Origin of the sequence: Amycolatopsis albispora (assembly GCF_003312875.1) — a bacterium.
In the GTDB taxonomy this organism is placed as follows: domain Bacteria; phylum Actinomycetota; class Actinomycetes; order Mycobacteriales; family Pseudonocardiaceae; genus Amycolatopsis; species Amycolatopsis albispora.
Map to the genome: position 1 here is coordinate 7,499,030 of NZ_CP015163.1, position 19,126 is coordinate 7,518,155.

Genomic DNA, 19,126 nt, shown 5'->3' on the forward strand with positions numbered 1-19,126 from the left:
CTCGGCGTCGCGAGACTCTTCCGCAACCGCTGCCCGTGTGGGGCGAGTCTCAGGATATGAGAGTTATTCGCGCCAGAGGTCGGTGACGCGCACGCCGACCTCGGCGAGCAGGTTCCTGGTCAGCGGCAGGCTGATGCCGATCACGCTGGACGGGTCGCCGTCCACGCCTTCCACGAACCAGCCGCCCAGACCGTCCAAAGTGAACGATCCGGCGACGGAAAGTGGCTCCCCTGTTGCGATGTAGCGCTCCAGTTCCTCTTCGGACGGACTGGCGAAGCGCACCGTGGTCGAGCGAGACCCGTCGGCTTCGGCCACCCGCTCGCCGTTGCGCAAACGGATCACCGCGTGCCCGGTGAGCAGGTCGCCGGAACCGCCGGCCATCACCGCCCAGCGCTTCATGGCCACCTCGGGCTTGCCCGGCTTGCCGACCATCTCGCCGCCGATCGACAGCATCGAGTCGCAGCCGACGACCACCGCGTCGGTGTGCGTCGCGGCGACCTCGTCCGCGACCACGGAGGCCTTCGCCCGCGCCAGCGCGACCACGAGTTCGCTGGGGGACGGGTCGGTCAGCGCCGCGGCGACGGCGTCTTCGTCGACCCCGGAGACCACAACGCTGGCGTCGATGCCGGCCGCGCGGAGCACCGCGAGCCGGGCGGGTGAGGCGGAAGCGAGAACGAAGCGCACGAGGCCAGAGGTTAGCCGACCGGTCCCTGTTATCGAATTGTGACGCCTGTGCGCCAGGTCACGGTCTACTTTGTTGTCGCGCGCAACATATGCCCGAAACCTCTCCCCGGAGGACACCGATGTCCCTTCGTCTCCGCGCCAGGAGAACGTCCCGAACGACGGGTGTACTGGTCAGCGGCCTGCTGCTGACCGGCGCCGTGCTGGCCCCGGCCGGCGCGACCGCCGCGCCCGAAACGTTCTGGCCGCTTTACCAGAACCCGTACGTGCCGGTGCAGTTGCGGGTGCACGACCTGATGAGCCGGATGAGCCTGGACGACAAGATCGGCCAGATGGTGCAGGCCGAGCGCCAGGCGGTCACCCCGCAGCAGGCCGCCGACCTGCGGCTCGGCTCGATCCTGTCCGGTGGCGGCTCGGTGCCGACGCCGAACACCCCGGCCGCGTGGGCAGACATGTACGACGCCTACCAGAAGGCGGCGGTGTCCACGCCGCTCGGCATCCCCACCCTGTACGGCGTCGACGCGGTGCACGGGCACAACAACGTCTACGGCGCGACGATCTTCCCGCACAACGTGGGCCTCGGTGCCGCGCACGACCCGAAGCTGGTCGAGAAGATCGGGAAGGTGACCGCGTCCGAGGTCCGGTCCACCGGCCCGACCTGGGACTTCGCCCCCTGCCTGTGTGTTTCCCGCGACGACCGCTGGGGCCGCGCGTACGAGTCGTTCGGCGAGACCCCGCAGGACGCCATCGACAACGCGACCATCATCAACGGCCTCCAGGGCCGCTCGCTCAAGGCGAAGGGCTCGGTGCTGGCCACGGCCAAGCACTACGTCGGCGACGGCGGCACCACCGGCGGTGACGACCAGGGCAACACCGAGATCAGCGAAGCCGAACTGCGCAAGATCCACCTGCCGCCGTTCCAGGAGGCGATCAAGCGCGGCGCCGGTTCGGTGATGATCAGCTTCTCGTCGTGGAACGGCAAGAAGGCACACGGCCACCGGTACCTGATCACCGACGTGCTCAAGAAGGAGCTGCGGTTCTCCGGCCTGGTGGTGTCCGACTGGAACGGCGTCCACCAGCTCAACGGCAACAACGACGACCTCACCGCGGACGAGGTGCGGGAGTCGGTCAACGCGGGCATCGACCTGTTCATGGAGCCCTACGACGCACCCAAGTTCATCTCGCTGCTGCGGGCGGAAGTTGATGCTGGGCGGGTGTCCCAGGCGCGGCTCGACGACGCGAACCGCCGCATCCTGACCAAGAAGTTCGAGTCGGGGCTGTTCGAGAAGCCGTACGCGGACCGCTCGCTGCAGAAGGACTTCGGCGGCGCCGAGCACCGCGCGGTGGCGCGTGAGGCGGTCAGGAAGTCGCAGGTGCTGCTGAAGAACGAGGGCGCGCTGCCGCTCAAGAAGGGCAGCAAGGTCTTCGTGGCGGGCAAGAACGCCGACGACATCGGCAACCAGTCCGGTGGCTGGACCATCACCTGGCAGGGCAGCAGCGGCCCGATCACCACGGGAACGACGATCCTGCAGGGCATCCAGCAGGTCGGCGGGCCGCGGACGAAGGTGACCTACGACCGCGAGGGCGACGGGGTGGACGGCAGCTACGACGTCGCGGTCGCGGTGGTCGGCGAGACGCCGTACGCCGAGGGCGAGGGTGACCGGCCCAACGGGCTGAAGCTGGACGCCGAGGACCTGTCGACCATCGCGAAGCTGAAGGCGACCGGCGTGCCGGTGGTCGTGGTGACCGTGTCCGGGCGTCCGCTGGACATCACCTCGGAATTGGGTGGCTGGAACGCGCTGCTGGCGGCCTGGCTGCCGGGCACCGAAGGCGCCGGCGTCGCCGACGTGCTCTTCGGCGACCACCGGCCGAGCGGCAAGCTCACCTTCTCGTGGGCGGAGAGCTTCGACCAGCTGCCGATCAACGTCGGGGACGGGAAGAAGGCGCTGTTCCCGTACGGCTACGGCCTGACCTACCCGAAAACGTAACCCGGGCAGAGGGGGCAGCCAGTGTCACGAATGTGGCTTTCGAGACGTTTCGCGTCTCGAAAGCCACATTCGTGACATCAGGGGGAGCTAGCGCGGCAGGGCCGAAGCGCGCCAGGCCCCCGGCCCCGGCTGCAGCGGCTGGCGCAGGCTCGCCGCCCGGTCAGCCCATCGTGACCTGCGCTTTTCCGGCTCGGACCGGCTTTCCCCCGCAGAAGCCGCCGCCGCGATCACGGCGGTCAGCGCGGCGAGTTCGTCGTCGGCCGGGGTGCCGCGCACCACGCGCAGCAGCGGTCGGTTCTCGGACATGCGGTACCCCTTTACAGCGGGATGTTGCCGTGCTTCTTGGGCGGCAGGGTCTCGCGCTTGTCGTTCAGCAGCCGCAGCGCGCGGGCCACGTGGCTGCGGGTGTGCGCGGGCACGATCACCGAGTCGACGTACCCGCGCTCGGCGGCCACGTACGGGTTGCACAGCGTGTCCTCGTACTCCTGGATCAGCTTCGCGCGCAGGCCGTCGACGTCACCGTTCTCCTTCGCGGCCTCCTCGGCCAGCGTCTTCCGGTGCACGATGTTCGCCGCGCCCTGCGCGCCCATCACCGCGATCTGCGCGGTCGGCCACGCCAGGTTCAGGTCGGCGCCGAGGTGCTTCGAGCCCATCACGTCGTACGCGCCGCCGTAGGCCTTGCGGGTGATCACCGTGATCAGCGGCACGGTCGCCTCGGCGTAGGCGTAGATCAGCTTCGCGCCGCGGCGGATGATGCCGTTCCACTCCTGGTCGGTGCCCGGCAGGAAGCCCGGCACGTCGACGAAGGTGAGCACCGGGACGTTGAACGCGTCGCAGGTCCGCACGAACCGCGCGGCCTTCTCGGAGGCGTCGATGTCGAGGCAGCCGGCGAACTGCGTCGGCTGGTTCGCCACGATGCCCACGCTCTGCCCGGACACCCGGCCGAAGCCGACGATGATGTTCGGCGCGAACAGCTCCTGCACCTCGAGGAACTCACCGTCGTCGAGCACGCGGGTGATCACCTCGTGCATGTCGTACGGCTGGTTCACCGAGTCCGGGATCAGCTCGTTCAGCTCGCGGTCGGAGTCGGTGACCTCGTCGTGGATCGACTCGCCGGTCGGCTGCGGGGCCTCGAACACCGGCGGCTCGGAGAGGTTGTTCGCCGGGAGGTAGGACAGCAGTTCCTTGACGTAGGCGATGGCGTCCTCGTCGTCGGAGCCCATGTAGTGCGCGTTGCCGGACTTGGTGTTGTGCGTGCGGGCACCGCCGAGTTCCTCCAGCGTCACCTCCTCGCCGGTCACCGTCTTGACCACGTCCGGGCCGGTGATGAACATCTGCGAGGTCTGGTCGACCATCACCACGAAGTCGGTCAGCGCCGGCGAGTACACGTGCCCGCCCGCGTTCGCGCCCATGATCAGCGAGATCTGCGGGACCACCCCGGAGGCCTTGACGTTCCGGGTGAAGATCTCGCCGTAGAGGCCGAGCGAGACCACGCCCTCCTGGATGCGCGCGCCGCCGCCCTCGTTGATGCCGATGATCGGGCGGCCGGTCTTGATCGCCAGGTCCATCACCTTGACGATCTTCTCGCCGTACACCTCGCCGAGCGAGCCGCCGAACACGGTGACGTCCTGGCTGAACACGCAGACCGGGCGGCCGTCGACGGTGCCGTAGCCGGTCACCACGCCGTCGCCGTACGGGCGGTTGCGGTCCTGGCCGAAGTTGGTCGAGCGGTGCCGGGCCAGCTCGTCCAGCTCGATGAACGAGCCGGGATCGAGCAGCAGGTCGATGCGCTCGCGGGCGGTTTTTTTGCCCTTGGCGTGCTGGCGCTCGACCGCGCGCGCCGAGCCGGCGTGCACCGCTTCGTCGTAGCGCCGGTACAGGTCGCCGAGCTTGCCGGCGGTGGTGTGGATGTCCGGTTCTTCGCTCGGGGGCGTCCCGACAGGCTCCGTCGCACTGCTCATGGCTGGCGAGCTTAACGACGTGAGGCGGTTTTCGGGGGCCTGGCGTCGCCTATGTCACCGGGGTCTGGGGCCACCACTAGGTTCGTGGCATGGGTGTGGAACTGAGCGCGGCGGTGCGGGCGCTGGTCGACGGGCGCAACTACGCGGCACTGGCCACGGTGAACGCGGACGGCAGCCCGCAGACCTCGGCGATGTGGGTCGGCCGCGACGGCGACGACCTGCTGTTCTCCACCGTCGCCGGGCGGGTCAAGGAGCGGAACCTGCGTCGCGACCCCCGGGTGAGCGTGACGATCATGGACCGCGAGGACCCCGAGCGCTACACCGAGATCCGCGGCCGCGCGAGCATCACGCCCGATCCCGAGCGCGCGCTGGACCACCAGCTTTCGCACAAGTACGACGGCCGCGACGCCGGGCCCGACGCGCCGGGCGCGGAACGGGTGATCGTCCGGGTGGTCGCCGAGCGCGTCACCGGGCACGTCCGCTGAGCCCGGCGAACACCACTTCCAGCGTGCGGTCCCGCAGGTCCGCGTCGAGAGCGGCCTGGCTGAGCGCGGCCATCAACGCCAGCACCTCGTCGACCTCGATCCCCTCCCGCACCACCCCGGCGGCTTTTGCCCGCAAAAGCAGGAGCTGCACCTGATCGCGGAACTCGGTCAGGACTTCGCCCAGGTCGAGGCGGATGTTGATGGCCTCGACCACGGTCCGCTTCGCCGCCGCCAGCTCGACCACGCTGCGGAAGAACACCAACAGTCCGTCATCGCCGTGGTCGGCCAGGTGCGCCGCCTCCGCCTTCAGCCCGGCCAGCAGGTTCTTCAGGATCGCGGCGACCAGATCGGCTTTTGCGGGGAAATGCCGGAACACCGTGCCGACCGCGACGCCCGCACGCCGCGCGACCTCCTCGGTGGAGGCGCTCGCGCCCTGCTCGGCAAAAACCTCCTCGGCCGCGGCCAGGATGCGCTCCCGGTTCCGCACCGCGTCCGCCCGTGGCATCCCGCCTCCCCTCGAACCAGCGCTCGACAAAATGAGTGGTGACTCATTATCCTCGGCGAGACCAAGATGAGTCGCGGCTCAGATTAGGGGAAGCCGATGCCGGATGCCCGGGAAACCTTCGAAGCGATGTGTGACGGCTGGCTCGGCGGTCCGGTCTCGTTCGACGACCTGCTCGCCGAGGACGCCGTTGTCGAGACGCCGTTCTCCCCGCCGGGGCACCCCCGCCGGTTCGACGGCAAGGCCGAGTTTGTCGCCTTCGCCGAGCGCACGCGGGGCGAACTGCCCATCCGGTTCGACGAGTGCCGCAACGTGACCGTGCACGAGACCACCGACCCGGACCGGATCGTGGTCGAATACGAACTGGCCGGTACCGTGCTTCCGGCCGGCCAGTCGGCCTCGGCCGCCTTCATCGGCGTGCTCCGCGTCCGCGACGGCCGGATCACGCACTGGCGCGAGTACCAGAACACCCTGGCCATCACCGAGTTCCTCGGCGGCCTGCCTAGCTGAGCTTGCCGAAGAACTCGCGCAGGTCGGCGACGATCGAATCCGGGGCGGCCATCGCGATCATGTGGCTGCCACCGCTGTCCCGGTTCGCCCAGTGCACGATGTTGTTCTTCGCCTCGGCGACCTCGCGGAATTCGGCCGGGCCGCCGTGGGAGACGCCGGTCGGCACCAGCGCCTGGTCGACCGGGAGGCCCGCCGAACCGGTGTAGTACGGCCACGCCGAGGTCGCGCCGGTCTCGGTCAGCCAGTAAATGCTCGCGTTGGTCAGGATCTTGTCGCGGTCGATCGGCTCGGTGCTGCCCGCCTGGTGCCAGCCGTCGAACTCCTTGAACCGCTCGACCAGGTACGCCAGCTGCGCCACCGGCGAATCGTGCCAGCCGTACGCAAGCGTTTGCGGCCGGGCGGCGAGGTATTCGGCGTACCCGCTGCCGCCCACGCCCCATTCGGCCAGCATCTCGGTGGTGATGCCGAGGCCGCCGGTGATGTGCACGCCCGCCACGTGCTCGGTGTCGACCAGCGCTAGCTGCGGTGACACCAGCGCACCGGCGTCGTTGCCGTGTGCGCCGTAGCGCTCGTAGCCGAGCCGGTTCATCAGCGCCGCCCAGGTCCGCGCGACTTTCTCGACTCCCCACTCCTCTTCCACCAGCGGCGAGAAGCCGAAGCCGGGCAGCGAAGGCGCGACCACGTGGAAGTCCTCCGACAGCGGTCCGAGCACCTCGGCGAACTCGGCGATCGAATTCGGCCAGCTGTGGGTGAGCAGCAGCGGCAGCGTGTCCGGCTTCGCCGACCGGAGGTGGAAGAAGTGGATCGGCTGGCCGTCGATTTCGGTCAGGAACTGCGGGAACTCGTTGAACTTCGCCTCCTGGGCACGCCAGTCGAAGCCATCGCGCCAGTATTCGGCGAGTTCGCGGAGATAGGCGACCGGCACACCGCGGCTCCACTCCGCGCCGGGGAGCTGCCGCGGCCAGCGGGTGCGGGCCAGGCGGTCGCGGAGGTCGTCGAGGTCGGCCTGGGGGATTTCGATGCGGAAGGGCTTGATCTCGGTGCTCATGGAGCCACCGTAGGAAGCATGTAGGTCAGCTAATGTCCTAGTTTGCGCCGGACCAGGCGGCGAACCAGCGCGGGCGCGAACCACGAGTAGAGCGCGTAGGCGAACCAGGCGACACCGAGCAGCACGGACAGCGGGGTCAGGCCGAACATTCGCAGGCAGAAGATGAGCACCAGGACGCCGATCCAGGTTTTGATCGGGCCGAACCGGTTGAGCGGCGCCAGCGGCCGCAGCAGCGGATGCCGCTCGATCCGCTGCACCTCGTCGTCCGCTGCTTTTGCCCGCAAAAGCAGGTCACGGGTGCGCTGGGTGACTTCGGCGGCCGGGGTGGCGCGGTCCAGCAGCGCGGCGGCTTTCTCCAGTTGACCGGCGTCGATGCAGACGCGGGCGTAGGCGCAGAGCAGGTGGGTGTCGTCGGGGCTCAGCTCGAGCGCGTCCAGCAGGGCGCGCTCGGCCTTCGGCAGCTTGCCGAGCGAGTGGTACGCCTGCCCCAGGACGCTGAGCAGCGGCGCGTGCGGGCCGAACCGTCTTATGCCCGCGGAAGCCGCTTTGACGGCGTCGGCGTCCTGGTCGTTCAGCCAGAGCGCCAGCGCCCGCAGATAGGTGGACTCGACCTCGTCGCGCCAGCGGAAGCGGTCCAGCTCGGCCAGCGCGCGGTCGTACCGGCCCTGTTCGAGCCACATTTTCGCGGGGGCGAGCCGATCCTGCTCGGGTTCGGTCACGCCCCAACCCTAGTGCCCGGTCCACCCCGCGGTGAGTGCGTCGAGCCCGGTGGCCAGTTCCTCGCTGGACGGGGTGGCCTCGCGCGGGATGCGGGAGGCGAGCACGGTGCCGAACCCGGCCATGCGGATGGTGCTGTCGATCAGCGCGTCCCGGTCGGCGGGCCAGGCGAAGCCGGGATGCGCGATCAGCAGGGTCACGCACCCGTGCAGCGCCGACCACAGGCCGACCGCCAGCGTTTCCGGGGCACCGCGCATGATCCCGGCGTCCACGCAGGCCGCCGCGGCCTTGGCCACGTGCCGGAAGCACGCGTCGGCGCCCGGCGAGAGGCCCCTGGTCGGGCGCATCATCAGCACGCGGTACTGCACCGGGTGGTCGAGCGCGAAGTTCGCGTACACCCGACCGCACCGGCCGAGCGCGCGCAGCGGGTCGTCGACGCCACCGGCGTAGTCCCGCATCCGCGCCGCCAATTCGGTCCACACCCGCAGGCAGACGGCTTCGAGCAGGGCGCTTTTGTCCGCGAAATGCAGGTAGACCGACGGGGTGGTGACGCCGGCGCGCCGGGCGACGGCCCGCAGGGTCAGCGCCTCTTCGGTGCCCGCTTCGATCAGCAGCGCTTCGGCGGCTTCGAGGATCTCCTCACGCAGCTTCTCGCCTTCGCCCGCGTTCGCCCGCTGTCGTTTCCCGCTCACCGGATCAGGTTGACAGCGTCAAGTTAACGGTGTCAATGTGCACCCATGGGTAACTTCCAGGAGGCCACCGCGCTCGACCGGCGCTCCGAGACCGAGTTCGACGCCGAGCTGGACCCGCAGTGGTCGGTCGGCGGCAAGCTGCACGGCGGCTACCTGCTCGCCGTGCTCGGCCGGGCCGCGGCCGAGCTGTCGCCGTCGCACCCGCACCCCACCGCGATCAGCGGTTCGTTCTCCGCGCCGCCCGACGCCGGGCCCGCGCGGGTGACGGTGGAGGTGCTGCGGGCCGGTCGCGGGCTGACGCAGTTGCGCGCCCGCCTGGCGCAGAACGGCAAGCCGTGCGTGGAAGCCCTGGTCACGCAGGGTCTGCTGGACGACGAAGGCCCGTGGTGGTCCGGCGTCGAGCCGATCGACATTCCGCCGGAAGAAGACTGCGTGCCCGCGCCCGCCGAGGCGCCGGGCGCGGGGTTCCGGGTGGACCTGATGGACGTGGTCGAGCAGCGGCTCGACCCGCGCGTGGTCGGCTTCGCGGTCGGGAAACCGGCTCGCGGCGGGGTGATCTCGTCGTGGCAGCGGCTCGCGGACGGTGCCGACTGGGACCCGTTGAGCTTGCTCGTCGCCCTGGACCCGGTGCCGCCGGTTTCCTACGACCTCGGCCTGTCCGGCTGGGCGCCGACCGTGCAGTTCACGGCATACCTGCGGCGGCTGCCCGCGCCGGGCCCGATCCGCGTGCGGATGACCGCCGGCGACGTCGGTGGCAACCGGATGGACGAGGTCGCGCAGGCCTTCGACAGCAAGGACCGCCTGGTCGCGCAAGCCACCCAGATCGCGGGCGTGCGCCACTAGGTCACCGCGCCGCTCGGGAGCCTCCGCCGGGCGACACATAAGCCACATTCGTGTCCAGGGGCGGCGCGGGCCCGGATCGCGGGCCACCCAGATCGCGGGCGTGCGGCACTAGCGCGGGTAGTCGCCCCGTTCCAGGGACGCGGCCAGGCCGTCGAGCGTCCAGCGCAGGCCGAGTTCGAACAGCACGTCCAGGTCCAGGTCGAAGTCGTCGAGGGTGGCGAGTTCGGCGAAGGCCGGGATGGCGCCGGACGCGACGATCCGGTTGAACTCGCCCTCCTGCGTCTCGACCCACTCGTCCGCGCTCAGCCCGGTCTCGCGCTGGGCCTCCGCCTCGGGCTCCAGATTCGCCGCGGCCCCGCGGACGTAACCGAACACGGCGAGGTGGAAGTAGAGCACCGTTGTCTTCGGCAGGTCCAGGTCGCGCAACGCGCGCACCGCCCATTCCGCGTGCAAAAGCAGGTTCTCCAGCGGCTGCGGCCTGGTCATCGAGATGACCTGCGCCAGCCACGGGTGCTTCCGGTAGATCCGCCACTGCGTGCGCGCGGCCACCTCCAGCCGCGCCCGCCAGCCCGCGGGTGCTTCCGCGGGCAAAAGCAGGTCGCCGAAGCAGGTGTTGGCCATGAGCAGGACAAGTTCGTCCTTGCCCGGCACGTAGCGGTAGAGCGACATGGTGGCGGCGCCGAGATCGGTGGCGACCCGGCGCATGGACAGCGCGGGCAGGCCCTCGGTGTCGGCGATTTCGATCGCCCGGCGCACCACGGCCTCGCGGCTCAGCTCGGCCTCGGCCATCCGGCGGCGGGTCGCGCGCACGGGCGGCGCCGGGACCTCGGTGGTCCGGACGACGGTGCCGACCCCGGGCACCGCGCGCACCAGGCCCTCCCGGCGCAGCGTGGTGAGCACCTTGGTGGCCGTTGCCATCGCCACGCCCCAGTCCTGGGTGATCTGCCGGGTGGACGGCACCCGGTCGCCCGGCTTCAGCTCGCCCGACTCGATGCGCGACCGGATCTCGTCGACGATCCGGGTGTACGGCGCGGCGTTCATGGTGGGGACTCCTTCCGGGCGCCGACTCGCGTCACCAGCCTAGTGCACCTATCCACCGCACTAGTGCGCTAGTGCAGCTTCTTCCGGGAGATCCTGGACATATGTAGGCTGTACGGGTAACTATGTACGGTGTACGCACGCAACCAAGGGGAGTCACCATGAAGAACGTTCTGATCTCCGGCGCCAGCGTCGCCGGCCCGGCGCTGGCCCACTGGCTGCGCCGCCACGGGTTCGCACCGACCGTGGTGGAGCGCGCGCCCGCGCCCCGCCCCGGCGGCCAGGCGATCGACCTGCGGGGTGCCGCGCGCACCGTGGTCGAGCGCATGGGCCTGCTCGACGCGGTGCGGGCCGCGCACACCGGCGTCCGCGGAATGGCCAATGTGGACAGTGCGGGCCGCCGGGTGGTGGAGTTCCCGGCCGACGCGCTCGGCGACTCCGGCGGGGTCATCGCCGAGTTGGAGATCCTGCGCGGCGACCTGGTCGGCCTGCTGGTCGGCGCCGCCCAGGACGGGGTCGAGTACCTGTTCGGCGACTCGATCACCGGCCTCACCGAGCACGCGGACGGGGTCGAGGTCACCTTCGAGCACGCGGCACCGCGGACCTTCGACCTCGTGGTCGGCGCGGACGGATTGCACTCCAACGTGCGTGCACTGGCCTTCGGCCCGGAGCGGGAGTTCGTCACCGATCTCGGCTACCAGCTGGCGATCTTCGGCCTGGACGCGCCCGCTTCGCTGGGCGACTGGCAGTTGATGCACAACCTGCCCGCCGCGAACGGTGTCGGCGGTCGCATGGCGAGCCTCTACCCGACACCCCACGGCGCGCGCGGTTACCTCTACTTCGTCACGCCGCCGCAGCCGCGGACCGGCTTGTGCGGGCAAAAGCAGCGGGTGGCCGACGCGTTCGAGGGGGCGGGCTGGGAGGTGCCGCACCTGCTGCGGGGCATGTGGGCGGCCGACGACTTCTTCACCGACCGCGCGGCGAAGGTGCATGTGGACGGCTGGTCGCGCGGCCGCGTGGTGCTGCTCGGCGACGCCGCGTTCGGCGGTTCGGTCGGGATGGGCACCAGCATGGCGCTGGTCGGCGCGTACGTGCTGGCCGGGGAACTGGCGGCGGCGGGCGGCGACCACCGGATCGCCTTCGCCGCCTACGAGGCGAAGCTGCGGGACTACGTGCGGGCGAACCAGCAGCCGATGCCCGGCGGCACGCGGGCGTTCCTGCCCTCGTCGGCGCTCGGCATCCGGCTGCGCGACGGGTTCACCCGCGTGATGCTGGCCGGGCCGTGGCGGAAACTGCTGACCGGCGGCATGCAGGAGAAGTCCGAATCGATCGAGCTGGCGGACTACGGCGTGGCGGTCCGGTAAGAATGGCCGGCCGGAGGGTGCCGGTCGCTGGTCAGCGACGCGAGAATGATCTCCTGCGCGGACTGGACGGTGCGCGCGAACGCGTCCGGCTCCCGGCCGATGCGTTCGGCACCGGCGCGCATGACGCCGGACAGCAGCTCCACGGCCAGCCGCACGTCGCCGACGTCCCGGAATTCCCCGCTTTCCACGCCGTCCCGGACGATGCGTTCCACCTGCACCACCACCGCGTGGAACGGCCCGTGCGGTCCCTTCGGCACCTCGGCGGCCAGTGGTGCGGCGGCGGGCAGGAACATCAACTGCATCGCCTGGTCGGTGCAGGCGTCCAGGACCGCTTCGACGGTCTCCCGCAGCCGGTCCGCCGCCGGCTCCCGGGAACGCTCCGCGATTGCCGTCACCCGCGCCAGCATGGGGCCGCTCGCCCGCTCCGCCAGCGCGAGGACCAGCGTGCGCTTGTCGCGCGCGTAGTTGTAGAGCGTGTTGCGAGCGAGCCCCGCCCTGGTCGCGATGTGCCCCAGGGTGATCGTGTCGTAGTCACGCTCGAGCAGCAGTTGCCGCAGCGCTTCGGCCAGGCCCGCCCACACCATCTCGTGGTGTTCCTCGATGCTGGCTCCCCGGATGCGCGGCATCCGGCTAGCCCGCCTGCCCGGCGGCGGCGAGATGGGCGTTCTCCTGGTACTTCGAGGTGAGCCGGACGCGGGTGAGCCGCCAGCCGTCCGGGGTGCGGACCGCCTCGTTGTCGTAGAAGCCGACCACCAGCCAGCGATTGCGCCCGTCGCCGGTGGCCTGGTCCGGAAGCCAGTGCTCGGCGCGGACGTGCGCGTGGATCTTCGCGGTGTCGCCGTCGACGTCGATGACGTGACCGCTGATGACGTGGTGGGTCGCCTGGAAGGGGGCGAAGGCGCCTCGGAGGATCTCGGTGTACTGGCCGACCGGCACGGCCATCGGTGGCATCCCGGTCACCGATTCGAAGTCGAGGGTGACCTCGTCGGTGTAGACGCGGCCGGCGAGTTCGCTGAACTGCTTCAGGTCCGCCAGGTCGGCGTACCGGCCCATCAGCTCGACCAGCTCGAGGTGATCCATGGCCGTTTTCATGGCGGCCCTCTCCGCTCGGGTACTTTCGCGACGATCTGTCGTAAAAAGAGGTTACGACGATCTGTCGCAAAACTCAAGCGGGGTGGCTAGGCGGCTTCGGGCAGCGCGCCCTGGGCGCGGAGGCGGGCGTGCTCGGCGAACTTGTGCCTGGTCCGCGCCACTTTCCGCCACCGGCGTCCGCGTTCGGGGTCGAGCAGTTCGGTGCGGCGCGCGAGCACCTCGGCGGCCTGGGCGGCCGAGGTGATCTCGGCCGCGGCGGCCAGGTACTCACCGGCTTCGATCAGCGCGTAGGCGTGCCGCATCTCGGTCTGGGCGGTGGCGTAGACGGCATAGGCGGTGAAGTTGTCGGCCAGCGGTCCGAGTGGGTGGGACATCGCTTTCTCCGTTCCGGTCGGCGGGGGCTTTCACCTCTACGTCGAAGCCGCCCGCCGGATATCGACATCGCCTGCGAAAATTCTGCACCCGTTCTCCCTAGGGGATACGTCAGTGCTTCGGTGTGTCGCGTCTTTAGGATTGCCGGATGCACGCACTGCCCTGGCGGGGCGACGGCCCCGGCCCGCTCGATCCCACGCGGTTGACCCGCTTCCGCGGCTTTCGCCCGCTGAAGCGCTGGCGGTACGTGGGTGTCTACGGGCCGCGGCTGCAACTCTGCGTCGGGCTGGTCCGGATCGCCGGTGCACCGCAGTCGTTCTGGGCGGTGCACGACCGCGATGGCGGCGCGTTCCGGGAGCGCACGGTCCTGCGCGCGGCCGTCGAACTGGCTGGTGACCGCGTGGTCTTCCCCGGTGGTGAGCTGCGGCTGACCAGCGCCGGGGAGCGCGTGGAGGTGGTGTCGCGGCACGGCGGCCACCCGATCTGGACGCGCAAGACCCCGCTGCGCGTGCACGGCTGGGTGGAGGCGGGCGGCTCGCGGATCGAGGTCGACTCGCCGGGCCTGCTGGACGAGTCGGCCGGGCACCACGCGAGGGTGACCGAGTGGCGGTGGAGCGCCGGTTGCGGCACCGATCCCGCCGGGCGGCCGGTGGCCTGGAATCTGGTCGACGGAATTCACGACGGCAGTTCTTCGGAACGCACGGTGTGGGTGGGCGGAACGGCGGTGGAAGTGCCGCCGGTGCGATTCGCCGATGATCTTTCTTCGGTGACCGAAGCGAATAACGAGCTGCGGTTCACCGTCGAAGAGGAACGGTCACGGCACGACCGGCTGTTCCTGGTGGACAGTGCTTACCGGCAGCCGTTCGGCCGGTTTTCCGGGGTACTGCCCGGAGGGGTCGAGCTGGCCGACGGCTTCGGGGTCATGGAAGAGCACTCCGTGCGCTGGTGAGCCGGAAGCCGATGCCCTCCGGGCTGCGCACCCAGCCGGAACCGGGTTCGCCGACCGGCAGCGCGAGTGTCCACCCGGGTTCGTCACCGCGGACAAAATCGGCCGACGGCGGTACTTCGCCCAGCACGCGATCGTAGAAGGACCGCGCCGCGGCGGGATCCGGGCAGGCGAGCACCAGCCGTCCCGGTGGCTCCGGCCAGCCGCTGAACGCCCGCGCCTCCCAGAAGGACACCGCCGCCCCGGCTGGATCGAGCAAAGTGGACAGACGGCCCTGGTCACCGGCGTCGAACGGGCCGGCCACCAGCGTGGCGCCGTGCTCGACCGCGGCGGCCGTGCGCTGGTCCACGTGGTCGACCGCGAGGTAGAAGGCCAGGTGGGGCGGGGTGCCCGGCGGGTAGATCGGGTTCGCCAGATCGCTCACCCCGCCGAGTTCGCGGTCGCCGTCGTAGATCTTGGTGGCCTGGCGCCAGTCCTGCTCGTCCACCGCGAACCGCCAGCCGAGCGCGGCCGAGAAGAACTCGGCGGTGCCGGCCACGTCCCGGGTTTTCAGGTCCAGCCAGCAGAAGTCGGTCACGGCCTGGCCGCCCCGGCGTAGTCGTCACCGCGGGTGCGGTAGCTGTGCAGCTGGATCGCCTGGCCCTCGGTCGGCGCGTTCACCATCAGCCCGTTGCCCACGTACATGCCGACGTGGTGGATGCGGGTGCCCGGATTGCCGTAGAACACCAGATCACCGAGCGCGGGCTCCGCCGAGGACGCGCCGAGCGCGCGGAACTGGCTGTCGGCCGTGCGCGGCAACTGCACCCCGGCACTGTCGTAGGCGGCCTTGGTCAGCCCCGAGCAGTCGAAACCAGCCGCGCCCGCCTCCGGGCCGTTGCCGCCCCAGACGTACGGCAGGCCGATCTGGTCGAGCGCGAACCGGGTGGCGCGGGTGGACGGCGCCGTCGCCAGCTCGGGGTTCAGCGAGAGCGTGGCGTAGAGCTGCGCGTTGCCGAGCGCCTTCTGTCGGAAGAGTTCGGCGTCAGTGCCGTCGGCGTACGCGCCGACCGCCTTCCACCAGCCGGTGTTCAGGTCGACGCCCTTGCCGCACAGCTTGCGACCGGCCGCGATCGCCCCGTCGGCGGTGCCGTCGCGGTGGTTGTCAGCGGCCTTGCCCATGCCCGCCAGGGTGACCCAGGTGAGGTGGCAGCCCGGCCGTTCCTCGCGCAGCTTCAGCTCGCCGGTGGCGTAGGCGGCCAGCGCCCGCGGCGGGATGTCGAGCGGCCCGGCGAGCTTCGCCACCCACAGGTCCAGCTCGTTCGGCGCGGCCGCGGGCGCCACGGCTTCGACCGGCGCCGTCTCGCGCAGGGTCGACGGCCCGGCGGGCACCGCGCCACCACCGACCGGGTGCACCGCGGCCGCCTGCGGCACCGGATCCGCGGCATCGGGTTTCGCCACCATGTACCCGGCGATCGCCAGCGCGCCGACCAGCGGAACCGCGACCAGCGCCCGCCCGCCCGCGCCCGCGAGAAAGCGGTGCAGTCGATTTGCCACGCGGTCAGGCTAGAGGGCGGCCGCGGAGCCGACCGCCGAATATCCCGAAGCGCGGGACTCTTCTAACCTGAAGGGGTGAACCACCGGAGTGCCCCCGTGGACGAGGCCGCCCTGCGCGCCGCTCTTCTCCAGCCCGACGGCCCGTACGCCGCGATCGACGTCGTGCCCAGCACCGGCTCCACCAACGCCGATCTGCGCGCCGCCGCCACCACCGACGACGGTTTCCAGGCGGAGGACCGCACGGTGCTGATCGCCGACGAGCAGACCGCCGGCGTCGGCAGGCGTGCCCGCGACTGGCGCTCCCCGAAGGGCGCGGGCATCTACCTCAGCGTGCTGCTGCGCCCGCGCGAGGTGAGCTTCGCCGGGCTCGGCTCGCTCGCCGTGGTCGCCGGGCTCGCGTTGGTCGACGTGGCCGCCGACCTCGGCGTGGACGCGGTGCTGAAGTGGCCGAACGACGTGCTCGCCGGCCCCGATCGGGCGAAATGCGCCGGGGTGCTGTCCGAGGCGCTGTCCTCCGACGAGATCGGCGTGGTGCTCGGCATCGGGCTGAACGTGCTGCCGCTCAAGGAGAAGGTGCCGCCGGGCCCGGGCGGGCTGCCTGCCACCTCGCTGGCCGAGCAGGGCGCGCGCACCACCGACCGCACCGAGATCGCGCGCCTGCTGCTCACCGCCTTCGCCGACCGGGAAAGCCGCTGGCGGGCGGCGGGCGGTGACCTCGAGCGGGCCGGGCTGCTGGCCGACTACCGGCGGCACTGCGCCACGCTCGGCCAGGGCGTCAACATCATCACGCCGGACGGCGGCGCGGTGCCCGGCGAGGCGGTGGACGTGGACTCCTCGGGGCAGTTGGTGCTGAAGACCCCGGGTGGGCAGCGGCGCACCATCTTTGCCGGCGACGTGGTGCACCTGCGGCCCAGCTGACGAGTACGGTAAACGCACCTGCAGGCTTCGAGCACGGGAGCGTCGACGTGGCTTACCCAGACGATCTGCTCAGCGAAGGCGAGCGCGTCGTGGTGCACAAGCACCCGCATTTCAAGATGCTGGTGCTGCCCTTCCTGGTCCTGCTGATCACCATCGGCGCGGGGATCTGGCTGGCCACGCTGGCCATGGACGCGACACCGCCGTGGGACACGGTGTGGCTGATCGCCATCGGCGCGGTCGGGCTGCTGCTGATCGTGTGGTTGTTCCTGACCCCGTTCGTCCGCTGGCGCACCACGCACTTCATCGTCACCACGGACCGGCTGATCGCGCGTGAGGGCGTGCTCAAGCGGACCGGGATCGACATCCCGATGTCGCGGATCAACAGCGTGCGCTTCGAGCACGGGCTGATCGACCGCGTTTTCGGCTGCGGCACGCTGATCATCGAGTCCGCCTCCGACGAGCCGCTGACCTTCGAGGACATCCCGAAGGTCGAGCAGGTGCACACGCACATCTACCGCGAGGTCAACGACAACCCGTACGACGACTTCGTCCAGCAGCAGGCGCCACCGCAGGAGCCGCCGCAGCGCGGACGGGGGCGCTGAGTTGGGCGCACGCGAAGTCGGCCTGCCCGATCGGGTCCCCGCGGAAGGCCTGCCGGAACGGGTGACGATCTGGGAGGTCGGCGCCCGCGACGGCCTGCAGAACGAGAAGGCCGTGGTCCCGGTCGAGGTGAAGCTGGAGTTCCTGGACAGGCTGGCCGGGGCCGGGTTGTCCGTGCTGGAGGCGACCAGCTTCGTGCACCCGAAGTGGGTGCCGCAGCTGGCCGACGCCGAGCAGTTGCTGGCCGGGCTCGAGCGCCGGGAGGGCGTTTCGTACCCGGTGCTGGTGCCGAACGCGCGTGGCCTGGACAGGGCGCTGGCCGCCGGGGTGTCCAGCATCGCGATCTTCGCCAGCGCCACCGAGACCTTCGCCAAGCGCAACCTGAACTCGAGCCTGGACGAGCAGTTCGGCATGTTCGAGCCGGTCGTCGAACGCGCGCTGGCCGAGGGGCTCCAGGTGCGCGGGTACCTGTCGATGTGCTTCGGCGACCCGTGGGAGGGCCCGGTGCCCGCCGAACAGGTGGTCGCGGCCGGCAGGCGGCTGCTGGACATGGGCTGCTTCCAGCTCTCCCTCGGCGACACCATCGGCGTGGCCACGCCCGGCCAGGTGGAGCGGGTGGTCGGCGGCTTCGCTTCGCCGGACCAGCTGGCCGTGCACTTCCACGACACCTACGGCCAGGCGCTGTCGAACACGCTGGCCGCGCTGCGCCTCGGTGTGTCCACTGTGGACTCCTCGGCGGGCGGGCTGGGCGGCTGCCCGTACGCCGAATCGGCCACCGGGAACCTCGCCACCGAGGACCTGGTCTGGCTGCTCGACGGCCTCGGCATCGAGCACGGCGCCGACCTCGACGCGCTCGTGCGCACCAGCACGTGGATGGCGGAGCAGCTGGGCAGGCCCAGCCCGTCGAGGGTGGTCAAGGCACTCGCCGGCTGAGCCCTGGCCCGGCACGCGGCGGTGGGCCGCCGACTCGATGTGGGCACATTTCCCGGTCCGGTGGAACCGGCGGGCGGTGTGCCGCGTCAGAACCGTTGCCGACCGCTGTGGCTGGAGGAGACCGTCGTGACCGAGTATCGAGCGCGCGTGGACGAACTGCTCGCCGACTACCGGCGCAGCCGCGACCACCTGGCCGGCGTGCAGCGGGAACTGGCCGCCGTGCGGGCCACCGCGAGCAGCGGGGACGGGCTGGTCAAGGCGACGGTCGGGCCGCAGGGCGCGCTGACCGGCCTGGAGATCGGCAACGCCGCCTACCGCGAATACGGGCCGGCCGAACTCGCCAAGGAGATCGTGCGCCTGGTCGACACGGCCGGCATGAAGGCGTTCACCAGCGCCGAAGAGGTGCTGGCCCCGGCTTTGCCGAAGGGCACCGATCCGCACGCGCTGCTGCGCGGCACCGCGGACCTGGACGCCGCCGAACTGGTCCCGGCCGAACCGGCCGAGGAGGCCAAGGAATCGGCTGAGGACGACAGCTTCGAGGACCAGGTCTGGCTCGACGACGAGGGCTGGCCCACCGCTGGATCGGACGGGCGGTGACCGGATTCCAGGCCGACGCCGAGCGGTTGCGGGCGAAGGCCGGGGAGTTCGACGGGTTCGCGGACCGGGCACGCCGGATCGCGGCCGATCTCGAATGGGCGCTGGAAGCCACCGGTGAGGCCTGGGGCACGGACACCCCGGGGCAGAGTTTCGCCGCGTCACACGCCGCACCCGCGGCGGAGACACGCGCGCTGGTGCGGGGTTTGAGCGCCCGCCTGGCCGAATGGGGTACGAAGTTCTCCGCGGCGGCGGGGGACTACACCGGCGCGGACACCGCGGCGGCAGAGGAACTGAACGGCTAGGGGG

24 protein-coding genes are annotated in these 19,126 nt (G+C 70.9%); 11 read left to right on the top strand and 13 right to left on the bottom strand.

The annotated features are described in order from the left end of the window. Window positions 1-63 precede the first annotated feature (63 nt). Complete coding sequence (locus A4R43_RS35590; protein WP_113696092.1) at window positions 64-684, bottom strand: Maf family protein; 621 nt, start codon at window positions 682-684, stop codon at window positions 64-66. Window positions 685-803: 119 nt separating this feature from the next. Here A4R43_RS35590 and A4R43_RS35595 point away from each other — a divergent pair, with 119 nt between their 5' ends. Beyond that, complete coding sequence (locus A4R43_RS35595; RefSeq protein WP_113696093.1) at window positions 804-2,669, top strand: glycoside hydrolase family 3 protein; 1,866 nt, start codon at window positions 804-806, stop codon at window positions 2,667-2,669. Between the two features lie 87 nt (window positions 2,670-2,756). Here the strand turns inward: A4R43_RS35595 and A4R43_RS35600 are convergent, their stop codons facing one another. Together A4R43_RS35600 and A4R43_RS35605 are read right to left on the bottom strand one after the other, a co-directional pair. Further along, window positions 2,757-2,975, bottom strand: a complete 219-nt coding sequence (locus A4R43_RS35600; protein WP_113696094.1) for an acyl-CoA carboxylase subunit epsilon — start codon at window positions 2,973-2,975, stop codon at window positions 2,757-2,759. A gap of 11 nt (window positions 2,976-2,986) precedes the next feature. Continuing rightward, complete coding sequence (locus A4R43_RS35605) at window positions 2,987-4,630, bottom strand: acyl-CoA carboxylase subunit beta (protein ID WP_113696095.1); 1,644 nt, start codon at window positions 4,628-4,630, stop codon at window positions 2,987-2,989. Between the two features lie 89 nt (window positions 4,631-4,719). Between A4R43_RS35605 and A4R43_RS35610 the strand changes: the two genes are divergently transcribed. Beyond that, window positions 4,720-5,115: a PPOX class F420-dependent oxidoreductase gene (locus tag A4R43_RS35610; RefSeq protein WP_113696096.1), complete on the top strand. Its 396-nt coding sequence runs from the start codon at window positions 4,720-4,722 to the stop codon at window positions 5,113-5,115. On the opposite strand, the gene A4R43_RS35615 is transcribed toward A4R43_RS35610, so the two are convergent. Then, the gene (locus A4R43_RS35615) at window positions 5,096-5,620 is read right to left on the bottom strand and encodes a TetR/AcrR family transcriptional regulator (RefSeq protein ID WP_113696097.1); all 525 of its coding nucleotides are present in this window, start codon (window positions 5,618-5,620) and stop codon (window positions 5,096-5,098) included. The two genes, A4R43_RS35610 and A4R43_RS35615, sit on opposite strands and share 20 nt — an antisense overlap. 96 nt (window positions 5,621-5,716) lie before the next feature. Between A4R43_RS35615 and A4R43_RS35620 the strand changes: the two genes are divergently transcribed. After that, entirely contained in the window at window positions 5,717-6,127 is a 411-nt protein-coding gene (locus tag A4R43_RS35620; protein ID WP_113696098.1) for a nuclear transport factor 2 family protein, read from the top strand. On the opposite strand, the gene A4R43_RS35625 is transcribed toward A4R43_RS35620, so the two are convergent. From A4R43_RS35625 to A4R43_RS35635, 3 genes are read right to left on the bottom strand one after another with little or no spacing between them, the layout of a single operon-like run. After that, complete coding sequence (locus tag A4R43_RS35625; protein WP_113696099.1) at window positions 6,120-7,175, bottom strand: epoxide hydrolase family protein; 1,056 nt, start codon at window positions 7,173-7,175, stop codon at window positions 6,120-6,122. The genes A4R43_RS35620 and A4R43_RS35625 overlap by 8 nt on opposite strands. A 29-nt stretch (window positions 7,176-7,204) precedes the next feature. Further along, the gene (locus A4R43_RS35630) at window positions 7,205-7,894 is read right to left on the bottom strand and encodes a tetratricopeptide repeat protein (RefSeq protein WP_113696100.1); all 690 of its coding nucleotides are present in this window, start codon (window positions 7,892-7,894) and stop codon (window positions 7,205-7,207) included. 9 nt (window positions 7,895-7,903) lie between these two features. Beyond that, window positions 7,904-8,584, bottom strand: coding sequence for a TetR/AcrR family transcriptional regulator (locus tag A4R43_RS35635; protein ID WP_113696101.1), 681 nt, complete (start codon window positions 8,582-8,584; stop codon window positions 7,904-7,906). Between the two features lie 45 nt (window positions 8,585-8,629). Here A4R43_RS35635 and A4R43_RS35640 point away from each other — a divergent pair, with 45 nt between their 5' ends. Then, a complete protein-coding gene (locus tag A4R43_RS35640; RefSeq protein ID WP_113696102.1) occupies window positions 8,630-9,427 on the top strand; it encodes a thioesterase family protein in 798 nt (265 codons plus the stop codon). A 108-nt stretch (window positions 9,428-9,535) separates the two neighbouring features. Here A4R43_RS35640 and A4R43_RS35645 read toward each other — a convergent pair whose 3' ends face one another. Then, window positions 9,536-10,468: a TetR/AcrR family transcriptional regulator C-terminal domain-containing protein gene (locus tag A4R43_RS35645; RefSeq protein WP_113696103.1), complete on the bottom strand. Its 933-nt coding sequence runs from the start codon at window positions 10,466-10,468 to the stop codon at window positions 9,536-9,538. Window positions 10,469-10,626: 158 nt separating this feature from the next. Here A4R43_RS35645 and A4R43_RS35650 point away from each other — a divergent pair, with 158 nt between their 5' ends. Further along, window positions 10,627-11,829: an FAD-dependent monooxygenase gene (locus tag A4R43_RS35650; RefSeq protein ID WP_205215134.1), complete on the top strand. Its 1,203-nt coding sequence runs from the start codon at window positions 10,627-10,629 to the stop codon at window positions 11,827-11,829. On the opposite strand, the gene A4R43_RS35655 is transcribed toward A4R43_RS35650, so the two are convergent. The 3 genes from A4R43_RS35655 to A4R43_RS35665 form a co-directional block, all read right to left on the bottom strand. Then, window positions 11,808-12,455, bottom strand: a complete 648-nt coding sequence (locus A4R43_RS35655; RefSeq protein WP_113696105.1) for a TetR/AcrR family transcriptional regulator — start codon at window positions 12,453-12,455, stop codon at window positions 11,808-11,810. The genes A4R43_RS35650 and A4R43_RS35655 overlap by 22 nt on opposite strands. A gap of 4 nt (window positions 12,456-12,459) precedes the next feature. Continuing rightward, window positions 12,460-12,909, bottom strand: a complete 450-nt coding sequence (locus A4R43_RS35660) for a nuclear transport factor 2 family protein (protein WP_205215135.1) — start codon at window positions 12,907-12,909, stop codon at window positions 12,460-12,462. A 98-nt stretch (window positions 12,910-13,007) separates the two neighbouring features. Then, window positions 13,008-13,295 carry a hypothetical protein gene (locus A4R43_RS35665; RefSeq protein ID WP_113696107.1) on the bottom strand — a complete coding sequence of 96 codons (288 nt, stop codon included), beginning with the start codon at window positions 13,293-13,295 and terminating at the stop codon, window positions 13,008-13,010. A gap of 146 nt (window positions 13,296-13,441) precedes the next feature. Here A4R43_RS35665 and A4R43_RS35670 point away from each other — a divergent pair, with 146 nt between their 5' ends. Then, entirely contained in the window at window positions 13,442-14,242 is an 801-nt protein-coding gene (locus tag A4R43_RS35670; protein ID WP_113696108.1) for a DUF2804 family protein, read from the top strand. Here A4R43_RS35670 and A4R43_RS35675 read toward each other — a convergent pair. After that, window positions 14,214-14,816 carry a VOC family protein gene (locus A4R43_RS35675; protein ID WP_113696109.1) on the bottom strand — a complete coding sequence of 201 codons (603 nt, stop codon included), beginning with the start codon at window positions 14,814-14,816 and terminating at the stop codon, window positions 14,214-14,216. The two genes, A4R43_RS35670 and A4R43_RS35675, sit on opposite strands and share 29 nt — an antisense overlap. Then, complete coding sequence (locus A4R43_RS35680) at window positions 14,813-15,772, bottom strand: C40 family peptidase (RefSeq protein ID WP_236808481.1); 960 nt, start codon at window positions 15,770-15,772, stop codon at window positions 14,813-14,815. Before A4R43_RS35680 ends, A4R43_RS35675 begins: the two co-directional genes overlap by 4 nt. 75 nt (window positions 15,773-15,847) lie before the next feature. On the opposite strand from A4R43_RS35680, the gene A4R43_RS35685 reads away from it, so the two are divergent. The 5 genes from A4R43_RS35685 (at window position 15,848) to A4R43_RS35705 (ending at window position 19,122) form a co-directional block, all read left to right on the top strand. After that, window positions 15,848-16,690: a biotin--[acetyl-CoA-carboxylase] ligase gene (locus tag A4R43_RS35685; RefSeq protein ID WP_418190769.1), complete on the top strand. Its 843-nt coding sequence runs from the start codon at window positions 15,848-15,850 to the stop codon at window positions 16,688-16,690. Between the two features lie 47 nt (window positions 16,691-16,737). Next, complete coding sequence (locus tag A4R43_RS35690) at window positions 16,738-17,292, top strand: PH domain-containing protein (RefSeq protein WP_113696111.1); 555 nt, start codon at window positions 16,738-16,740, stop codon at window positions 17,290-17,292. A 1-nt stretch (window position 17,293) separates the two neighbouring features. Beyond that, window positions 17,294-18,223, top strand: coding sequence for a hydroxymethylglutaryl-CoA lyase (locus tag A4R43_RS35695; RefSeq protein ID WP_113696112.1), 930 nt, complete (start codon window positions 17,294-17,296; stop codon window positions 18,221-18,223). 126 nt (window positions 18,224-18,349) lie between these two features. Further along, window positions 18,350-18,820 carry a YbaB/EbfC family nucleoid-associated protein gene (locus A4R43_RS35700; protein WP_113698106.1) on the top strand — a complete coding sequence of 157 codons (471 nt, stop codon included), beginning with the start codon at window positions 18,350-18,352 and terminating at the stop codon, window positions 18,818-18,820. Further along, complete coding sequence (locus A4R43_RS35705; protein WP_113696113.1) at window positions 18,817-19,122, top strand: hypothetical protein; 306 nt, start codon at window positions 18,817-18,819, stop codon at window positions 19,120-19,122. The genes A4R43_RS35700 and A4R43_RS35705 overlap by 4 nt, the downstream gene beginning before the upstream one ends. Window positions 19,123-19,126: the final 4 nt, after the last annotated feature.